The 15,880-nt window shown below is 61.7% G+C and carries 15 protein-coding genes; 2 read left to right on the forward strand and 13 right to left on the reverse strand.

The window, feature by feature from the left end:
- Window positions 1-169: 169 nt before the first annotated feature.
- Together Q0O40_RS11195 and Q0O40_RS11200 are read right to left on the reverse strand one after the other, a co-directional pair.
- Complete coding sequence (locus Q0O40_RS11195) at window positions 170-2,194, reverse strand: NADPH-dependent 2,4-dienoyl-CoA reductase (protein ID WP_295529650.1); 2,025 nt, start codon at window positions 2,192-2,194, stop codon at window positions 170-172.
- 320 nt (window positions 2,195-2,514) lie between these two features.
- Window positions 2,515-3,243, reverse strand: coding sequence for a hypothetical protein (locus Q0O40_RS11200; protein WP_295529652.1), 729 nt, complete (start codon window positions 3,241-3,243; stop codon window positions 2,515-2,517).
- Here Q0O40_RS11200 and Q0O40_RS11205 point away from each other — a divergent pair.
- A complete protein-coding gene (locus Q0O40_RS11205; RefSeq protein WP_295529654.1) occupies window positions 3,232-4,149 on the forward strand; it encodes a cell wall hydrolase in 918 nt (305 codons plus the stop codon). The genes Q0O40_RS11200 and Q0O40_RS11205 overlap by 12 nt on opposite strands.
- A gap of 15 nt (window positions 4,150-4,164) precedes the next feature.
- Here the strand turns inward: Q0O40_RS11205 and Q0O40_RS11210 are convergent, their stop codons facing one another.
- From Q0O40_RS11210 to Q0O40_RS11260, 11 genes are read right to left on the reverse strand one after another with little or no spacing between them, the layout of a single operon-like run.
- Window positions 4,165-5,019, reverse strand: a complete 855-nt coding sequence (locus Q0O40_RS11210) for a general secretion pathway protein GspK (protein WP_295529656.1) — start codon at window positions 5,017-5,019, stop codon at window positions 4,165-4,167.
- Complete coding sequence (gene gspD / locus Q0O40_RS11215; protein WP_295529658.1) at window positions 5,016-7,163, reverse strand: type II secretion system secretin GspD; 2,148 nt, start codon at window positions 7,161-7,163, stop codon at window positions 5,016-5,018. The genes Q0O40_RS11210 and gspD overlap by 4 nt, the downstream gene beginning before the upstream one ends.
- The gene (locus Q0O40_RS11220; protein WP_295529660.1) at window positions 7,160-7,630 is read right to left on the reverse strand and encodes a hypothetical protein; all 471 of its coding nucleotides are present in this window, start codon (window positions 7,628-7,630) and stop codon (window positions 7,160-7,162) included. The genes gspD and Q0O40_RS11220 overlap by 4 nt, the downstream gene beginning before the upstream one ends.
- Window positions 7,631-7,640: 10 nt before the next feature.
- Window positions 7,641-8,201 carry a type II secretion system protein GspM gene (gspM, locus tag Q0O40_RS11225; RefSeq protein WP_295529662.1) on the reverse strand — a complete coding sequence of 187 codons (561 nt, stop codon included), beginning with the start codon at window positions 8,199-8,201 and terminating at the stop codon, window positions 7,641-7,643.
- The gene (locus Q0O40_RS11230) at window positions 8,198-9,220 is read right to left on the reverse strand and encodes a hypothetical protein (RefSeq protein ID WP_295529664.1); all 1,023 of its coding nucleotides are present in this window, start codon (window positions 9,218-9,220) and stop codon (window positions 8,198-8,200) included. Before Q0O40_RS11230 ends, gspM begins: the two co-directional genes overlap by 4 nt.
- On the reverse strand, window positions 9,217-9,924 hold the full coding sequence (locus tag Q0O40_RS11235; RefSeq protein ID WP_295529666.1) for a prepilin-type N-terminal cleavage/methylation domain-containing protein: 708 nt from the start codon (window positions 9,922-9,924) through the stop codon (window positions 9,217-9,219). The genes Q0O40_RS11230 and Q0O40_RS11235 overlap by 4 nt, the downstream gene beginning before the upstream one ends.
- Window positions 9,921-10,307: a type II secretion system protein gene (locus tag Q0O40_RS11240; RefSeq protein ID WP_295529668.1), complete on the reverse strand. Its 387-nt coding sequence runs from the start codon at window positions 10,305-10,307 to the stop codon at window positions 9,921-9,923. The genes Q0O40_RS11235 and Q0O40_RS11240 overlap by 4 nt, the downstream gene beginning before the upstream one ends.
- Window positions 10,304-10,777 carry a prepilin-type N-terminal cleavage/methylation domain-containing protein gene (locus Q0O40_RS11245; RefSeq protein ID WP_295529670.1) on the reverse strand — a complete coding sequence of 158 codons (474 nt, stop codon included), beginning with the start codon at window positions 10,775-10,777 and terminating at the stop codon, window positions 10,304-10,306. Before Q0O40_RS11245 ends, Q0O40_RS11240 begins: the two co-directional genes overlap by 4 nt.
- Window positions 10,731-11,153, reverse strand: coding sequence for a type II secretion system major pseudopilin GspG (gspG, locus tag Q0O40_RS11250; protein ID WP_295529672.1), 423 nt, complete (start codon window positions 11,151-11,153; stop codon window positions 10,731-10,733). Before gspG ends, Q0O40_RS11245 begins: the two co-directional genes overlap by 47 nt.
- A complete protein-coding gene (locus Q0O40_RS11255; RefSeq protein ID WP_295529674.1) occupies window positions 11,150-12,376 on the reverse strand; it encodes a type II secretion system F family protein in 1,227 nt (408 codons plus the stop codon). The genes gspG and Q0O40_RS11255 overlap by 4 nt, the downstream gene beginning before the upstream one ends.
- Window positions 12,373-14,067, reverse strand: a complete 1,695-nt coding sequence (locus tag Q0O40_RS11260) for a GspE/PulE family protein (RefSeq protein ID WP_295529676.1) — start codon at window positions 14,065-14,067, stop codon at window positions 12,373-12,375. The genes Q0O40_RS11255 and Q0O40_RS11260 overlap by 4 nt, the downstream gene beginning before the upstream one ends.
- A gap of 800 nt (window positions 14,068-14,867) precedes the next feature.
- Here Q0O40_RS11260 and Q0O40_RS11265 point away from each other — a divergent pair.
- A partial coding sequence (locus Q0O40_RS11265; protein WP_295529678.1) for a substrate-binding domain-containing protein occupies window positions 14,868-15,880 on the forward strand: 1,013 nt, incomplete at its 3' end.

Here is a 15,880-nt window from a genome sequence, read left to right on the forward strand (position 1 = left end):
AGGGTGGCAAGGGCGCCCCTGATCATGTGGCGGACTTGCCGCAGGGCATTGATGCGAGATGGGCGCGCAGCACCTTAATCAGCTCAGAGGTAATCTGCCCAAGCGTAATCTGCCTAAGTGCAGCCTGCGCAAATGTGCGGCTTCCTTGCCGAAGCGCAGTCGGTTTCGCTCAGGCCGCTGCGGCGAGATAGCTGGCCTGCTTGATCGCCGCTTTGGCGTCGAGTTCTGCGGCTTCGAAGGCCCCGCCGATTAAGTCGGCCGCAATGCCCATTGCAGCCAACTCGTCAAACAGGCCACGCGCTGGTTCCTGCCCAGCGCAGAAGATGATCGTGTCGACTTCGAGCAGCTCGGGCATTCCGCCTTGCCGGATGTGGAGACCTGCGTCGTCGATTTTGACGTACTCGACCGCATTCAGCATTTTGACGCCGCGCCGCGCCAGCGTCAGCCGATGGGTCCAGCCGGTCGTCTTGCCCAGCCCGCTGCCCACTTTGCTATCCTTGCGTTGCAGCAGGAACACCTCGCGGTCTGCTCGAGCGACGCGCGGTTCTACCCCGGTCACGCCGCCGCGCGGATGGTTCTCGAAATCGACACCCCATTCGGCCGCAAACACATTGCGGTCGAGCGCGCCGGAGGGGCCGCTATGGGTGATCAGTTCGCAGACATCGAAACCGATGCCGCCTGCGCCGATCACGGCGACCCGCTTGCCAACCGGCTTGCGGCCCTGGATAACATCGATGTAGCCGACCACGCTGGGGTGATCGATGCCGGCAATGTCGGGCACGCGCGGGGTGATCCCGGTGGAAACGACGACTTTATCGAAACCGGCTGCCTGCAGTATATTGGCATCAGCGCGGACGCCGAGCCTAAGGTCGATGTTGTGCACTTCGATCATCCGCTTGTAATAGCGGATGGTCTCGTGGAACTCCTCCTTGCCGGGAATGCGCTTGGCGAGATTGAACTGGCCGCCGATTTCCTGCGATGCTTCGAATAGTGTTACGCTGTGCCCGCGCTGCGCCGCTGTGGTGGCGTAGGCGAGGCCAGCAGGACCAGCGCCGACGACCGCGATACGCTGGGGAGAGAGCACGGGCAGATAATTGAGCTGCGTTTCATGGCAGGCCCGCGGATTGACGAGGCATGAGGTCAAAATGCCAGAGAAAGTGTGATCGAGGCAGGCCTGGTTGCAAGCGATGCAGGTGTTGATCTCATCCTCGCGGCCTTCGATCGTCTTGCGCATGAATTCGCTGTCCGCGAGGAAAGGCCGCGCCATCGAGACCAGATCGGCATCGCCGCGCGCGAGCACGGCCTCGGCCACATCCGGCATGTTGATCCGGTTCGAAGTGATCACTGGCACACTGACATGCTGGCGCAGCCGCCCTGTAACGCCAGTGAAGGCAGCGCGGGGGACCATCGTGGCGATCGTGGGCACCGCGCTTTCATGCCAGGTGAAATGGGTGGAAATGATGGTCACGCCAACGCGCTCGAGCGCCTGTGCCAAAGTGACGATCTCATCCCAGCTCATCCCGCCTTCAAGCATGTCCATCGCTGCGATGCGGAAGATAACGATGAACGACGGGCCGACGGCGGCTCGCACCGCTTCGACGATCTCCAGCGCAAAGCGCATGCGGTTTTCAAACGGGCCGCCATATTCATCTTCACGCAGATTGGTTTTTTCGACGAGGAATGTAGAGATCAAATAACCCGCCGAACCGATGATCTCGACCCCGTCATAACCTGCTTTTTGCGCCATCGCGGCGCAGTGAGCATGATCGCTGATCTGCTTGGCGATCCCGGCCTTGTCGAGCGCGTTGGGCACATGCCGGCCGATGCGGGATTTGACCGCCGAAGGAGCGACCAGTTCGCGGGTGGACGCAAGTGGCCCCGGGTGCAGGATCTGCATGCAGATTTTCACATCAGGATCGGCGGCATGGACCGCGCTGGTCACCATCCGATGATTGCCGACTTCCTCGTCGTTGGACATCGTGGCCCCCCCGCGCGAGGATTCCGCATTGGGGAAGATGCCGCCGGTGATGATCATGCCCACGCCAGCGGCGGCGCGCTCGGCAAAATAGCCGGCCATCCGCTCAAAGCCGCCCTCCATTTCCTCAAGCCCGGTATGCATCGAGCCCATGATCGAACGGTTCTTGATCGTGGTGAAACCAAGATCGAGCGGTTCAAGCAGCTTGGGATATCTCATCGTGCACCTTGTAATCCTGGTGGGCCATCCTGTTGGCAATCAGGGCCTGAAACCGCGTTGCCAGTTATTCCGATACCGTCCGCCTCGATGGTCGCAATCGCCATAAGTGCTAACCCGCCCAACAGGCAAGGCTCCCCGTCAGCCGCTGAGCGGATCGCCAAGGGGACTGGCCGCAGCAAAGGTGAGGCTCGCCCGATCAACCCGCCTAGCTCCAAAGGAGCACAGCCCAACGACACGAATGTCGGCATCTGCCGCGACAGATGCCTGGAGAACCTTCGAACTTTGCCGATACCGTGGTCTGCCGCTGGGATCGCCGCCTGTCAGACCTTGGGTCGCTTGTTGGCAGCAGCACCGATTCGAACCTGGCATTGCCCCTGATAGATGTGTTCGGGCTGGAAATGCGTCAGCTCCGTCGCGCGGGTCATGAACAGGTTCACGGTGTTGGTCGCCGGATCAAAGCCATTGATCACGATCGCGTTGATCAGGTCCCCGGAAATCGTTGCGGAGAGTTCGGCCCGTTCAGGCCAATAATCGATGACACGTTCAAAGCGGCCGCGTCGCAGCGGGGCGATGTGATCGGGGTCTTCGATGATCCGGGTGCGCGGATTGACCGGTTCAGGCTTCTCGTATGTTTCAGGCGGGCCTTTGGTGCGAACCGGACTGTTCGGAAGGAACAAAGTCAGGCGATGAACCGCATCGTATTTCAGGTCGGCCGCCGTTTGCATTTCGGCCGGATCATAGTTGGTCACGTGCCGGATCGCACAGATGAGCAGTCGGTCGGGGATGCGCGCGGGCTTGGCGGCATTCTTTTGCCGGGCAGAAGCAGCTTTGGTGGCATGCAGAGGAGATAGCGTAACGCCAAGAGCAAGCGCTCCGGCCACGATTGCGGTTCTGATCAGCATGGAATTTCCCGTTGGCATGGGGTTGAAGCGACGATTCTCTGGCTCGAAGGCCTGACCGCTCCCTTCGAAGGAAATTGTGTCAATCAAATGAAACAAAACCTCGCCATGGAGGTTGCTATGTGGGTTAAAGATTCGTTGCGCGCCCAACTTCTGGCCAAGGTCCGCATTATCGCGGGCGGCCTGCTGCTTGGGTTCGCTGCTTTGGCGGCTTTGCCGCAGAGCGCACTGGCTGACAACACGTCAGGCAACTGGGCCGAATCATCGCAAACGAATGCGGCTGGGGCCGCGCTGCCGATTGGTTCCACCACGGCGCACATCGGCCCTGCCAGCGCGCCATTATTTGTCAGCGTAGCGGCGCCGGCATATGCTGCTTCCGGGACTAACCCCTCCGTCTATACGCCCCCCGCGTATAGCGTGCTCGACGACGGCGGGTTATCGTTCGGTGCATCATCGCGGAGCCGCGCGCTTGTTTGCCTTACCATGGCGATCGCTTATGAAGCGGGGCGGGAGCCCCTTGCCGGGCAGCAGGCCGTCGCCCAGGTCATTCTGAACCGAACGCATGTCCGGCGTTTTCCGGGGTCGGTGTGCGGCGTTGTTTTCGATGGCTCGCAGCGCGTAACCGGTTGCCAGTTCACGTTTACTTGCGATGGTTCGATCCGCCGCCGTTTGCGTGAAGCAACGCTGGAAAGCGCAAGGCTTGCGGCAACTTCGGTGCTCTCGGGCAAGGCGCCCGATTGGGTAAACGGTGCCACGCATTATCATGCAAACTATGTATCGCCCTATTGGGCGGGATCCGGCACCCGCGTCACCCAGATTGGCGCGCACATCTTTTACCGCATGCCCGGCGACGCTGGCACTTCTGCCACAGCCTCGCTCAGTAACAACGAGCCCGCAGTTCCTCCACTCAAGAGCCGCAGCGCGCAGCCTCGGCAATTTCAGCAAATCCGCTTGCGCGCATTTTCGCCTACTGCGCCAAAGCCGCTGTTTGCGCCTTGGGGCGTGCCGATGGCCGCCGCCGCGCCCACCACGGGTGCGTTCCCCGGACAGAATTGATCGGAGCGATCCGTGTCAGCCTATGCGGCGAATGATATAAGGATGGGCAGGTTTTCCGGTTAGCTCGACTGTCGTTTCCAGATGATGCCGCCCGTGATCTGGATGTGTGGCCTCGACTGAGATCGTGATGGGCCATCCGATCCATCTTGTGCCTTCCGTAAACCCGAATGCGGTGCGCTGTCCGGCGCTCTCGCGCTTGCGTTCGATCTCTGTCACCGCCCCGATAGTGTCGCCCATTGCCGCAAGCGCTTTTGCTCCGGCGGTGCGCGGGTTAAACGGCAAAGCATCGGGCTCCACGGTCACGAACGACCGCAGCCGATTGATGATTTCGGGCGTAAACCCCCTGATCAAGCTAAGTTCTTCGATGCTCATTAAGTATCCATTGCGCGGCATGATCCCCCGTTTGGCATAGAATGGCGCTTCAGCGCCATCGGGCAGCGCTTCGTCGTCTGGGTCTTGCCAATCTATCAGCGAGTCGCGGGCAATGGCCATCTGGGCGCTATCCAGCCCGGCCTCGTTCAGCATGCGCTCGATCACCGGCGACCCGATCCGGTTGATCGCAACTTTGCCGCGTTCGTCGATCAAGGTCATCACCACCCGCGTATCGGCAAAGTTCAACTCCTGGCTCCGCCCGTCAAGCAGCGCCAATGTCGCGATGTCGCGGTTTATCAGGCCGTGCAGCGTTATGGCGACGCCTGCTTCTGCGGCCAGCCGCGTCCGCACGCTGGAAACCTCGCCGCCTCCTTTGGCAATGTCGATCCGGGTCGCGCTGATGATCGCCAGCGAGACTGCCGCAAAGACGGCAATGCTCGCCACTGCCGCAATCAGGGCATAGCCGCGCTCCTCGGGGTCTCGCGGCGCCAGCCTCATGGGATCTTGCCGGTACTCTTGAACGGTTCAAGCGTGCGGATTTTGCTTCGCAGTTCATCGGTTGCTGCGCGGGCATCGTCAGGGTTCGCAATGACATGCGGCTTGAGCAGCACGATCAGTTCGGTCCGCCGGTCGGTATTGCGATGGGTACCGAACAGTCCGCCCAGAACGGGGATTTGCGAGAGGAATGGAATGCCGTTCTTGCCAAAGGTTCTGGTGTCGCTGAACAGCCCGCCAAGCGCGATAACCTCACCATCACGTACCGAGACCGTTGTCGCGATCCGCCGGGTCGAGATAGTCGGCGACTGGCGCTGCGTCGCAGAGCCTGCTGCCGATGAACTGATCTGGCTGACTTCCTGAGAGACATCGAGCTGGACCATGCCGCTCGCGTTGACACGCGGTGTGATCTTCAGGATCACGCCGGTGTCCTTGTATTCGATAGTGTTGATCACCGCGTTGGTGTTGCCCACCAGATTGGTCGCGGATCCAGTAGAGATCGGCACCTGATCGCCCACTTGCAGCGCCGCGCTCTGATTGTTGAGCACGAGCAGCTTTGGCGCCGACACCACTTTCACATTGGTGCGCTCCTGCAGTGCATTGAGCGTGGCGGTGATGCTGGAGCCGCCATAGAAAAACGAAAATCCAGGGTAAGTCTGCACGGGGACAGGCGTGGAGCCTTCAGAATAACCCACCTGGCTTGATCCGCTCAGGTAATTCCATTGAACGCCATAGCGCAAGTCGTCGGTCAGGCTGACCTCGGTGATCGCCGCTTCGATCAGCACCTGTTGCGGCGCAAGATCAAGCTTGCGCAGAGCATCCTCGATCGTTGCATATTCCCGCGGCGTTCCCAGCACGATGATCGCATTGTTGGTCTCATCGGCAGTAACCCGCGCGGTCGTGCCGCCGCCTGATCCGCCGTTGGCAGAGGCGCCGTCTGGTGAGTTCGGCCCGGAACCGGGAGCCTGGCCGAACGCCGGACGAGGCAGGGAGCTTCCGCCAGACGCACCATTCTGCGCCGATCCATTCTGGCCATTCTGGGACGTTCCGCCTTGCGATTGGTCGTTTCGATCTGCGAAGGCATCGTTGCTGTTCCCGCCCGAACTTCCTCCGCCCACGCCATAGGCGGCGTTAATGGTGCGCGTCAGATCCCGCGCGCGGCCATTCTGCACGCGATAAACAAAGATCTTGCGCTCGTTGCTCTCGCCCTCACGGTCGAGAATTTCGACCCAGCGCTTTACATCGGTGAGATATTGGGGCTGCGCGCTGATCGCCAGAATGCCGTTAAGCTGATCCATCGTGATCAGCCGAACCAGCCCGCGCGTTGGCGAATCTGCGGCATTGATCAGCTTGTCGATCGAAGGCGTGATCAGCCGGGCATCGGTGCGATTGGGTACAAACAGCGCGAAGCTGGTGTTGCGAAGCCAGTCGACATCGAATTGTTTCAGCACATCGCGCGCGCTGGCGCGCTGGCCGGTCGTGCCGGCGATCGTGATGGCCCCGGTTGCGGGGTCAGTCGCGGTGACGACCCCTGGAAGAATCGAGTCTATGACTTTGCGAACTTCATCGGCATTGATGAACCGCAGGGTGAAGATTTCGGTGCCAAATCCGGTCGAATCAGGCGGGATCAGCCCTCTCGCTGCGGCTGAATTCTGGATTTCAAATCCGCCGGCCACCGGAACCATCGCCAGATTGCTCCGGCGCAAAGCCCGCTCAAACAGATCGAGCAGCGAAGATTTCGAGACCGGGCCAGCCGTGACAAGATTGACCTTGCCGCTGACACTGCGGGCAATCACATAGTTGCGCTTCAGAATGTCGCCCAACACCGCCTGAGCGACGACAGCTACGTCCGCATCCGGAAAATTGACCCTGATGTCGCCAGATTCCGTTTTGAAATCGACAATTTTGGGCATGACCGGCGGAGTTTCCGTGCCGGGCACGATGGTGGCGCGGATCTGGTAATCCTCGCCGGGCTGGGGCGGCTGGGCTGGCGTCGGCGGCTCTTTGCGGGGGACGCTGGGATCGCCCATTTGCGCAAGCTCCGGGGTTGCCGGGATTGGAATGGGATCGGGCGCTGCGGCGACCGATGCCGTGCTGGTCAGCGCGATGATAACGATGGACTTGAGGCGCGGATGTGAAGGGATCATTGGCCGTCTTCCGGGTTTTCAGGGGCGGGCGCGGCGGGTGCGGCGGCGATCGCGCCATAGGCTGCGTTGATACTTTCGGTGCCTCGGGTAAGGCGGGCACCGCTCGCTGTAAGTCCCGATATCCGCCATCCGGCAACTTTGCCGCCGGGGCCGACATAGCGGATTCTTCCGGTCTTTTCTTGCACCACAGCGACCAGCCCGCGCCCGCGTTGCACCGTTCCGGCGATCACTGCGCCGCCCAGCGCATCAGTCGGCGCGGCAGCGGCCTCGGCGCTGGAATTGCCGGCAGGGCTGAATAGATCGCGCTTGCCCAGAAACGTCGGCACCGACACCAGCGGTGCTTGCGGTGGCGGTGCGACGCGCTTCTGGCGCGAGGGTACGCCGCCGACCGAGAGCTCTTCGGCATAGGGCAGCATAACCTGAAGCACAGCCGCAGCCGCGAGCACCGGCACGATCAGCGCCGGCAATCGCGCTCTGCTACCGCTTGGCGGCAGGGCGATAGGGAATCGATGCTTCAATTTGAACATCCAATGCGGAAGCTTGACCGGTCACCAGCGCTTCATCGGCGCCAATGACTAGTGCGGTGATTGTAAGGAACGGCTTCGAATTCTGAATGCTGGCGAGCAGCAGGTTTAGCTGGCTGGAGGATATCCGCGCGGTGATTCTGGCGGCGGCCTGTCCGGCTGTGGGCGCCGGGATATCTTCGCCGCCGCGAAAGTCGCCGCCTAGCGTGATGATGGCGGTTTGCATCCTTTGCCGCAGCGCCTCGCCCGCGCTGGCTGCATCGGGCGCTGTGAGCACAAAATCGCCAAGCAACCGCTCGTGCGCTTCGGCCATGCGGCGCAGGCGCGGTATGGCAGCGATATTGCGATCATTGGCGCTGTATTGCAGAGCAAGCTGGCGCCGCTGCGCTGCGCGCTCATAAAATCCTGAGACCAGTGGCCCCACGATCACGAGCGCGATGAGAGCAATCAGCGCGAGCAGAATGAACAGGGCGACCGCCTGCGATTGCCGGGGCGTGAGCGTGCGCGTGGTCATTGTCTGGTTATCCGTAACGTCACTTCAAACGGCTGTCCGAGGGCATTCTGCCCTGCCGAGGACGAGTCGCTATACCGCTCGACGCGCAAACCTGCCCGGCGCAGTCCGCCCGCAATGTCGGCTTGTGGTGGGCGGTAGCCACTTAAACGCAAGGCGTCGCCTTGCCAGGTATAGCGCTGCACCCAAACGCCTTGCGGCAGCGTTGCGGCAATGCGCGCGAGCATGTCCATGGGTTCGCCGGTCCGGCGCGCATCGACCGTAGCCGCGGCAAAACCGTCTGCGCGGGCGATCTGCGCATTGATCCGGCGCACGGCGCCTATCGCTGGTTGCTGCTGGGCGACGCGCGCCTCCAGTATCTTCACTGCCTCGCTGTCGCGCCAGACCAAGATTCCGATGTTGAGGATGAGCAGCATTCCGACTGCGATCCACAGCGGCATTGCTCCGCGGCTTCGGTTGCGCGCCAGCCCGGCCTTTTGCAGCATCGGCAGGAAATTGATCGGCGGCACTTCCAGCGGCTCGGGCGTGGCGGTCAGGATGCCGAGGCACGGCTGATCAAGTCGTGCGAGCGCTACGCTCAGCGCATCGGCTGCGGGGCGCGGCATGGCGGCGACCTCGACCTGCATCCGGCCAGTAGTTTCGCTGCGCGACACGATCCGCGTGGCGATGAGCATATCCTCTGCGGCCATAGGCATGATCCGCGCGCCATCAAGCTGGATCATGCTCTCCAGATCGCGAGGGATCATGGCCGGTCGTTCGATCATCCGGGTCAAGCAAAAACCGGCGGGAAGAATGATTGTCACGGGGCCCAGGCGCGCCGGATATGGCGCCGCTGGATCGAGCCGCGTCAGAAATTCGCCAGTCTCCGGCTGATAATCCGCCAAAATCCTGCGCGTCGTTTGCCAATCTCGCAGGCGCTGCGGCACCAGCGTGCTGAGCTGGTCGAGCCACCAGCTCACACCCGCGCTGATCCACCGTCCGACGGTCTGCATGTCGGCGTCCAATATGCCGCGTCCGCTCATATGCTACCCTTGCAATCGTCGGTTTGCAGATCGCGGTCGCAAGCATCACCGTTGGCCGCGCGCAACCGCACCACTAAGTCCGGCCATGACCGCTTGTCGCCAGACGGGAATTCGAGCCGCACGCTGATCAGCGAAGGCAGCACTTTGCGGTTTGACCAGCGGTTTTGCCAACGCGAAACCACTCCGCCATTGCCTTCGCTATCGGGCGCGGGGCCGAAATAGCGCAGCGAAAAAGCCGCCGCGCCTGAAAGTATGCGTTTGGCGACCCACCCATCGACGGTTGCCTGACGCCGATCAACTGTCTCGTTCACCGAAGACAGGCGATAAAGCATCAGATCACCGCTCCGTTCCAGCCGCAAGCGATAGCGCTGGAATGCGTCGCCTGCGGCATTGTCCGGGGGCGCGCCATCGAAGTCCATCACGAACTCGTTGCCTGAAAAATCGATGGTCGAGCCCGTCTGGGGGTTCAGCGAGGGCAGAATGTGCGCAACCCGGTGGCGCAGCGCGAACTGCGCATCGGCGATTTCATCGAGCTGGGCTTCCTTTGTGGCCGCCAGCCGCTGGCGCAGATCCATCCGGCCAATACCGATCATCATCACGGCTGAAACCATGGCCACCATTGCCAGGCTGACCAGCATTTCGATCAGCGTGAAGCCCGACTGACCGCAGGAGGGTTCGCGTTTCAGGCGGCTGGTTTGCATCATGGCTTGATCCGCACCGTGCTCAATCGCAAAACTTCGCGACCTTTGCTTTTTACCGCGACGGACACTTGCTCAAGCGGATGGCGGTCAAGCGGGTCGGTTTGTGCGTAAGGTTCGCGCGCAACCGACCAAGTGTAGCCCCGCCATTGTCCGGCGTCTGCGGCATTGACGTCGGCCACCTGATCCAGCGCCGATTGCGCCACCATCAGCGCCTCGCGACGTTGGTGCACTGCCAGCCGCGTTCGCGCATCTTGCGTTGTGGTGCCCACGAGCGCGGCGGTCATGGCGGCGATAATCACCAGCGCAATCAGCGTCTCGATCAGTGAAAATCCCTGATCGTGCGGGCAGGATCGCGCCCATCGTGGTTGGCCAGAAGGAAAAGTCACTGTTCGATCACGAGACGAGATGTCGCTGCATCGACGTAAAACCGCTGGCGCTGCGAAGCGGTCTTGATGGTGCCATAGCCGCCGCTTGCTGTTCCATCGGCATAAAAGACAAAACCTTGCGCTGGCCAATCGAGGTTGACCTGCGGTGGCAGGATCAAAGCTGGCCTGCGGGAGGAGGCCGATCGCAGCATCTTGCGAGCAGGCGAATACCATACCCGGATTGGCTGGTCTTGCGCGATCGCATCGGCGTGGGCCTGGGTCAGTGCCAGCTTGAGCGTCATACGCGCTTCGATCTGTGCGCTCCGGGCGAGCTGATTCTGCAAAGCGGGAAAGGCGATTCCAGTCAGCAAAGCCGCAATGGCCAGTGCCGCCAGTAACTCGATCAGCGTGAACCCTGCATCGCGCAGAGATCTGCGTTGCTGATTACCAGTTGCCGACATCTTTGGCCTCACCAGTGCCGCCAGCGGCACCGTCGGAGCCCAAGCTATAGACGTCTGCCTCGCCATGATCGCCCGGAGATTTGAACAAGTAGGGCTTTCCCCAAGGATCCTTGAGCGCGGCTGCGTCGGCAATGTAGGGGCCGTTCCAAGTTGTGTCGCTCGAAGGAGCTTTCACCAGCGATGCCAACCCTTCCTCGGCGGTGGGGTAGCGCCCGGTATCGAGCTTGAACAGCTCGAGCGCAGCAGCAATGTTCTTCGATTGTATCTGGGCAGTCTGCGTGCGCGAACTGCCCAGATACCGGATCACTTGCGGGCCGACGATGGCCGCCAACAGGCCCAGAATGGCCAGCACCACCAGCAGCTCGATCAGCGTGAAGCCCCGCTCGTTCCGGTCACGTATTTTCATTGGGATACCGCCAGTTCATTGAAACCAAGGATGGCCGACATGACAGATGCAATGATCACCGCCACGGCTGTGCCTAAAAAAACGGTGATGGTCGGCGTAAGGATTGCAACAAGACGTTCGAGCCGGGTTCGTACATCGCGATCAAGCACCACGGCAAGCCGCGTCAGCATGAGCGCCAGCTGCGACGTTTCTTCGCCGGTGCGAATGAAGCCTATGGCCAGGCGCGGCAACATGCCGGTTGCAGCGAGAGGGCCTGACAGGCCGCCGCCTTCGCGCACACCTTCGGCGATCCGGCCGATTGCGGCGCCGATCGCGGTGTTGCCCACCGTGCGCTGCGACAGGGCCAGCGCCGTCGGCAAGGCAACGCCGCCTTCGAGCAAAGCGCCGAGCGTATGCGAGAAACGTGCGGTTTCGATCCGGCGCGCCAGTTCGCCAATTAGCGGAAGTCCCAGCATCAGCTGATCAATGCGCAAGCGGCTCGCCGGTCGGCCAAGCAGTTGGCGCAAAGCCAGACCTGCCAAAATTACCGCGGCCAACATCCACAGCCCATAAGCGCGCAGGAACTGACTGGCCGAGATCACCGCCATGGAAGCGAACGGCAGTTCGGCCTGGCTGCTATCGAGCAGGCGCTCGAATTGCGGCACGACAAACAGCAACATCATCAGGATCACCCCGACGGCAATCACCGAGAGCGCGATCGGATAGATCATCGACGTAATCACCAGCCGCCGCAGCTCGGCGGCCTGCTCCAGCATTTGCGACAGGCGCTCCATCGCCTCGCCCAGCCTGCCGTTGGCTTCGCCCGCTTCAGCCATCGCGGCCTCGCCGGGGGTGAACAGCGCAGGATTATCGAGCATGGCGCGTGAAATCGGCGCACCTTCGCGCACGGCACTCAGCAGAGCGCCCATTGCTTCCGCTGTGGCCGGATCGGAAATATTGCCGACCGCCAACGCCAGCGCACGATCGAGCGGCAAGCCCGCCTTGAGCAAGACCGCAAGCTCCGCGATGACGGCGCGGCTGATCGCGCTGTTGCGCCGCGATATACCCTCGTTGCCGCTCGCCGCGCCGCTGCCGCCTGTGACCAATCGCAATTCGACCGGGGTGTTTCCGCTGCGGCGGATCAGCGCAAGCGCGTCGCTTTCGCTCGCGGCGTCAAGCTGCCCCGCGACAATCCTGCCATCGCCGCGCAGCGCGCGATAGCGAAAGGCGGGCACCGCGTTCATTCGCCGCTCGCAACTCTGAGCACTTCCTCGATCGTTGTCAGCCCCTGCGCTGCCTTGGCATAGCCTTCTTGCAGCAGCGTGCGCTGGCCGGAGGCGCTGGCGCATTCCTCGATTTCGCGGGCATCGGCCCGCTTCAGGATCAGCCGCGCGATCGCATCATCGACCGGCAGAAAATCGAACAATGCGATCCGGCCGCTATAGCCCGTGCCATGACACGCGACGCAGCCAGTGGCGCGGAAGAACTGGCTGGCTTCCAGGGCTGCGGCATCGATGCCCAGCGATGTGATCAGCGCATCGTCGGGTGTGAACGGTTCGCGGCAATGCAGGCACAAGCGCCGCACCAGACGCTGCGCCAGCACCCCGGCAAGCACCGAGCTGAGCAGGAAAGGCTCCACTTCCATGTCGATCAATCGGGTGATCGCGCCGGCTGCGGTGTTGGTATGGAGGGTCGAGAGGATCATATGGCCGGTCAGCGCCGCCTGAACGGCAATCTGCGCGGTCTCGACATCGCGGATTTCGCCAACCATGATCGCATCGGGATCCTGCCGCAAGAATGATCGCAATGCCGTGGCAAAAGTGAAGCCGATGCCGGGCTGCACCTGGGTTTGCACCACGCCGGGCAGCCGGTACTCGATCGGGTCTTCGACCGTGAGCAATTTGCGCTCGACCTGATTGAGCTCAGAAAGCGCGGCATAGAGCGTTGTGGTTTTGCCGCTGCCGGTCGGCCCGGTCACCAATACGATGCCATAGGGGCGGTGGATCGCCTCGCGAAACTGCAGCACCAGCCGGTCATCGAGGCCCAGCGCGCTGAATTCCAGTGCCAAATTGGAACGATCCAAAATGCGCAGCACCACGCTTTCGCCGTGGATCGAAGGCGCGGTGGCGACGCGCAGATCGATTTCGTGGCCGCGCACCGCCAGCCTCAGGCGGCCATCCTGCGGAATGCGGCGTTCGGCAATGTCGAGCCCGGCCATGACCTTGATCCGGGCCACCACCGACGAGCGCATGGCCTGTGGCAGCCGGGTGACCGGGCGGAGCATGCCATCGATGCGGAAGCGCACGACGAGACTGTCATCGCTCGGTTCAAGGTGAATGTCGGAGGCGTGCTCGTCGACTGCCTCGGCGATCAGACGGTTGACCGCGCGAATGGCGGGAGCATCGCTGATCAGATCGCGCATCCGGTCGATGTCGCCCGATTCCACGGCATCGTCGAGCACGACTGGATCGTCCCCAGCGTGGCACAGCCGCTCGATAACCGCTTCGATGTCGCTGGCGCGCGCCAGCACGCGCTCCACCCGGCGCTCAAAGGTGAAGCGGAACGCCGGCTCGATAAAGCTGTCGAACGGATCGACCACCGCCACGCAGATCTGCTGATCGTCGATCGCGATCGGAACAGCGCGAATATCGCGCAGAAACTCGGCGGCGACCGGCCGTTCCAGCGGCATTGGCTCGCGCAGCATCTCGGCGCGGGCTTGCGGCAGGCCGCTGGCGGCAGAAAGATGCTCGCATAGCGCCTGTTCCGACATCAGGCCGAGGCGGGTAATCACGGATTCGATGCGCTCGCCGCTTTCCTGCTGCACCAGATGCGCGCGGGCCAGCGCTTCGCGCGAAAGCATCGCGCGGTCCGCCAGAACTTCGGAAATTGACAGCGATGGATTGGAAGAGGCGGTTTCCGGCGATGCTTCGTGCAAATGCGCCTTTTCACCGCGCGAATGCGATGACCTGCGCGAAGCGGCATCAGCGTCCTTGGCGATATTCGCGTTAATTAACACCAGAAACCTCGCGGTGAAGCCAAAACACGGCAAGACCCTAATGAAAACAGGCCCAAAATCAACCGGGCCCCGGCCCACCGGCATCACTCTCAGCGCCTTATGGGGGCAATGCGTCATTTGTGTTACGAGCACTTGCCGCCGGGCAGTCCCCGTGCCGGAGGGCTGATGGAACTGCGTTTTGGGTCATTGTGCAGTTGCTCCATCGAGGCAGCAGTCGCTTTTCCAAGACCAAATGTCGGGGAAGGGCTGGCCTCGTGCGGATCGGCCCTTTGCCGGATGCGATCAGGCAGGGCCGATAGCTCATGCCGCAAAACCTGAGGGTAAACCTTAGGTATGCGGGCAAACGACCGCGATTATCCCGGACCGCAACAAAAGAATCACGTTTCTGTCATGTGCCGAGGCTAAGACGCGAATGCCAGTCTGCTTCGGGCTGGGAATCGGGGGAGTGCGTAAGAAAAAATTTTGAACCTCGCAGGACCTGCCAAGCATTCAAATCTGAATTTGAATGCTGCGGAGGTCTTTTGTGGCGTGCCTCAAATATGGTGCAACCTTTGCCCTGATTCGCAATCGCTTGTTAACCACTTTTTGGCCGCAAATTGTGATGTTCCCGATTTTATAACATTTAACGCAGTCCGATTAATTTAACGCAGTCCGATTAATTTAACGCAGTCCGATTAATTTTCAGTTTACTCTCGAAGTCCTTTAGGAGGAATTTACCAATGGCTAACTTCAAGTCCATGCTGCTTGCCGCGACCGTCGTCGCTGGCACAGTGGCTTCGCCTGCGTTCGCGCAGACCACCCAGATCCCGCTTCCTGCTCCGTCGACCTTCGACGGCGCTCTGCATGGCACTGGCGCTTCGTCGATCAACAACATCGTTCCGCGCATGGGCAACTGCATCGGCATCGACAACGCGCGCGGCAACTCGTCGGGTTCGGCTTTCACCTTGGTTCCTGCTGGCCTTTACACTGACCCGACCGCATCGCTCTCGCTCGATTGCTCGATCGAAGCACAGAACCTGCAGCCCAACAGCCAGGTAAAGTATGTTTCGACCGGTTCGGGCTTTGGTCGTCAGATGTGGCGCAATTTCCGCGACGATTTCCTCGGCAGCGCAACGCCAACGGCTGGCGTGTCTAACCCGTTCAACACCGCAGCAATCCCTGCAGTCATCGGCAACGGTACCGCTGAAGCCCCGCAATTCCCGGCTGTCCCAGCAACCAGCTGGTCGAACGTGCAGTTCGGTTTCACCGACGCGCCCGTCACGCCTGGCGACATCGTTACCTACAACACCCGTGCAGCCCCGAGCGCTGGCGCAGCCATCGCGTTCCCGCTTTACCTGCTGCCGGTCGCGATTGCTTATAACGCGCGTTATGGCATCAACGCCGCTGGTGCGGACATGTTCTTCAACGCTCGTGGTCGCGGCATCGTGAGCCCGGCTACGGGGGCTCCGTTTGCGGCTATCCGTTTGCCGAAGGCTGCCTATTGCGGCATCTTCAACGGCACGCTGAAGAACTGGAATGAGCCGATCTTCAAGTCGGCTAACCTCAACACCGCGCTGTTCGATGTCAGCAACGACACCGCAGCGCGCTGGGCCGCCGATGGCGCGCCGATCCGTCTGGTTGGCCGTATGGATCGTTCGGGCACCACCGACATCTTCACGCGCCATCTCGCTGCTGTTTGCAACGCAACGAGCGCTCCGGGTGTTGCTCCGACCGGCACCCCCGGCCGCGCAAC

Origin of the sequence: Novosphingobium sp. Chol11 (genome assembly GCF_945870625.1) — a bacterium.
Classification (GTDB): Bacteria; Pseudomonadota; Alphaproteobacteria; order Sphingomonadales; family Sphingomonadaceae; genus Novosphingobium.

Coding starts and splice junctions, on each gene's coding strand:
- Q0O40_RS11210 (WP_295529656.1), bottom strand. CDS start 5,019: ATGAGGCTGGCGCCGCGAGACCCCGAGGAGCGCGGCTATGCCCTGATT.
- Q0O40_RS11235 (WP_295529666.1), bottom strand. CDS start 9,924: ATGATGCAAACCAGCCGCCTGAAACGCGAACCCTCCTGCGGTCAGTCG.
- gspM (WP_295529662.1), bottom strand. CDS start 8,201: ATGACCACGCGCACGCTCACGCCCCGGCAATCGCAGGCGGTCGCCCTG.
- gspD (WP_295529658.1), bottom strand. CDS start 7,163: ATGATCCCTTCACATCCGCGCCTCAAGTCCATCGTTATCATCGCGCTG.
- gspG (WP_295529672.1), bottom strand. CDS start 11,153: ATGAAAATACGTGACCGGAACGAGCGGGGCTTCACGCTGATCGAGCTG.
- Q0O40_RS11255 (WP_295529674.1), bottom strand. CDS start 12,376: ATGAACGCGGTGCCCGCCTTTCGCTATCGCGCGCTGCGCGGCGATGGC.
- Q0O40_RS11195 (WP_295529650.1), bottom strand. CDS start 2,194: ATGAGATATCCCAAGCTGCTTGAACCGCTCGATCTTGGTTTCACCACG.
- Q0O40_RS11230 (WP_295529664.1), bottom strand. CDS start 9,220: ATGAGCGGACGCGGCATATTGGACGCCGACATGCAGACCGTCGGACGG.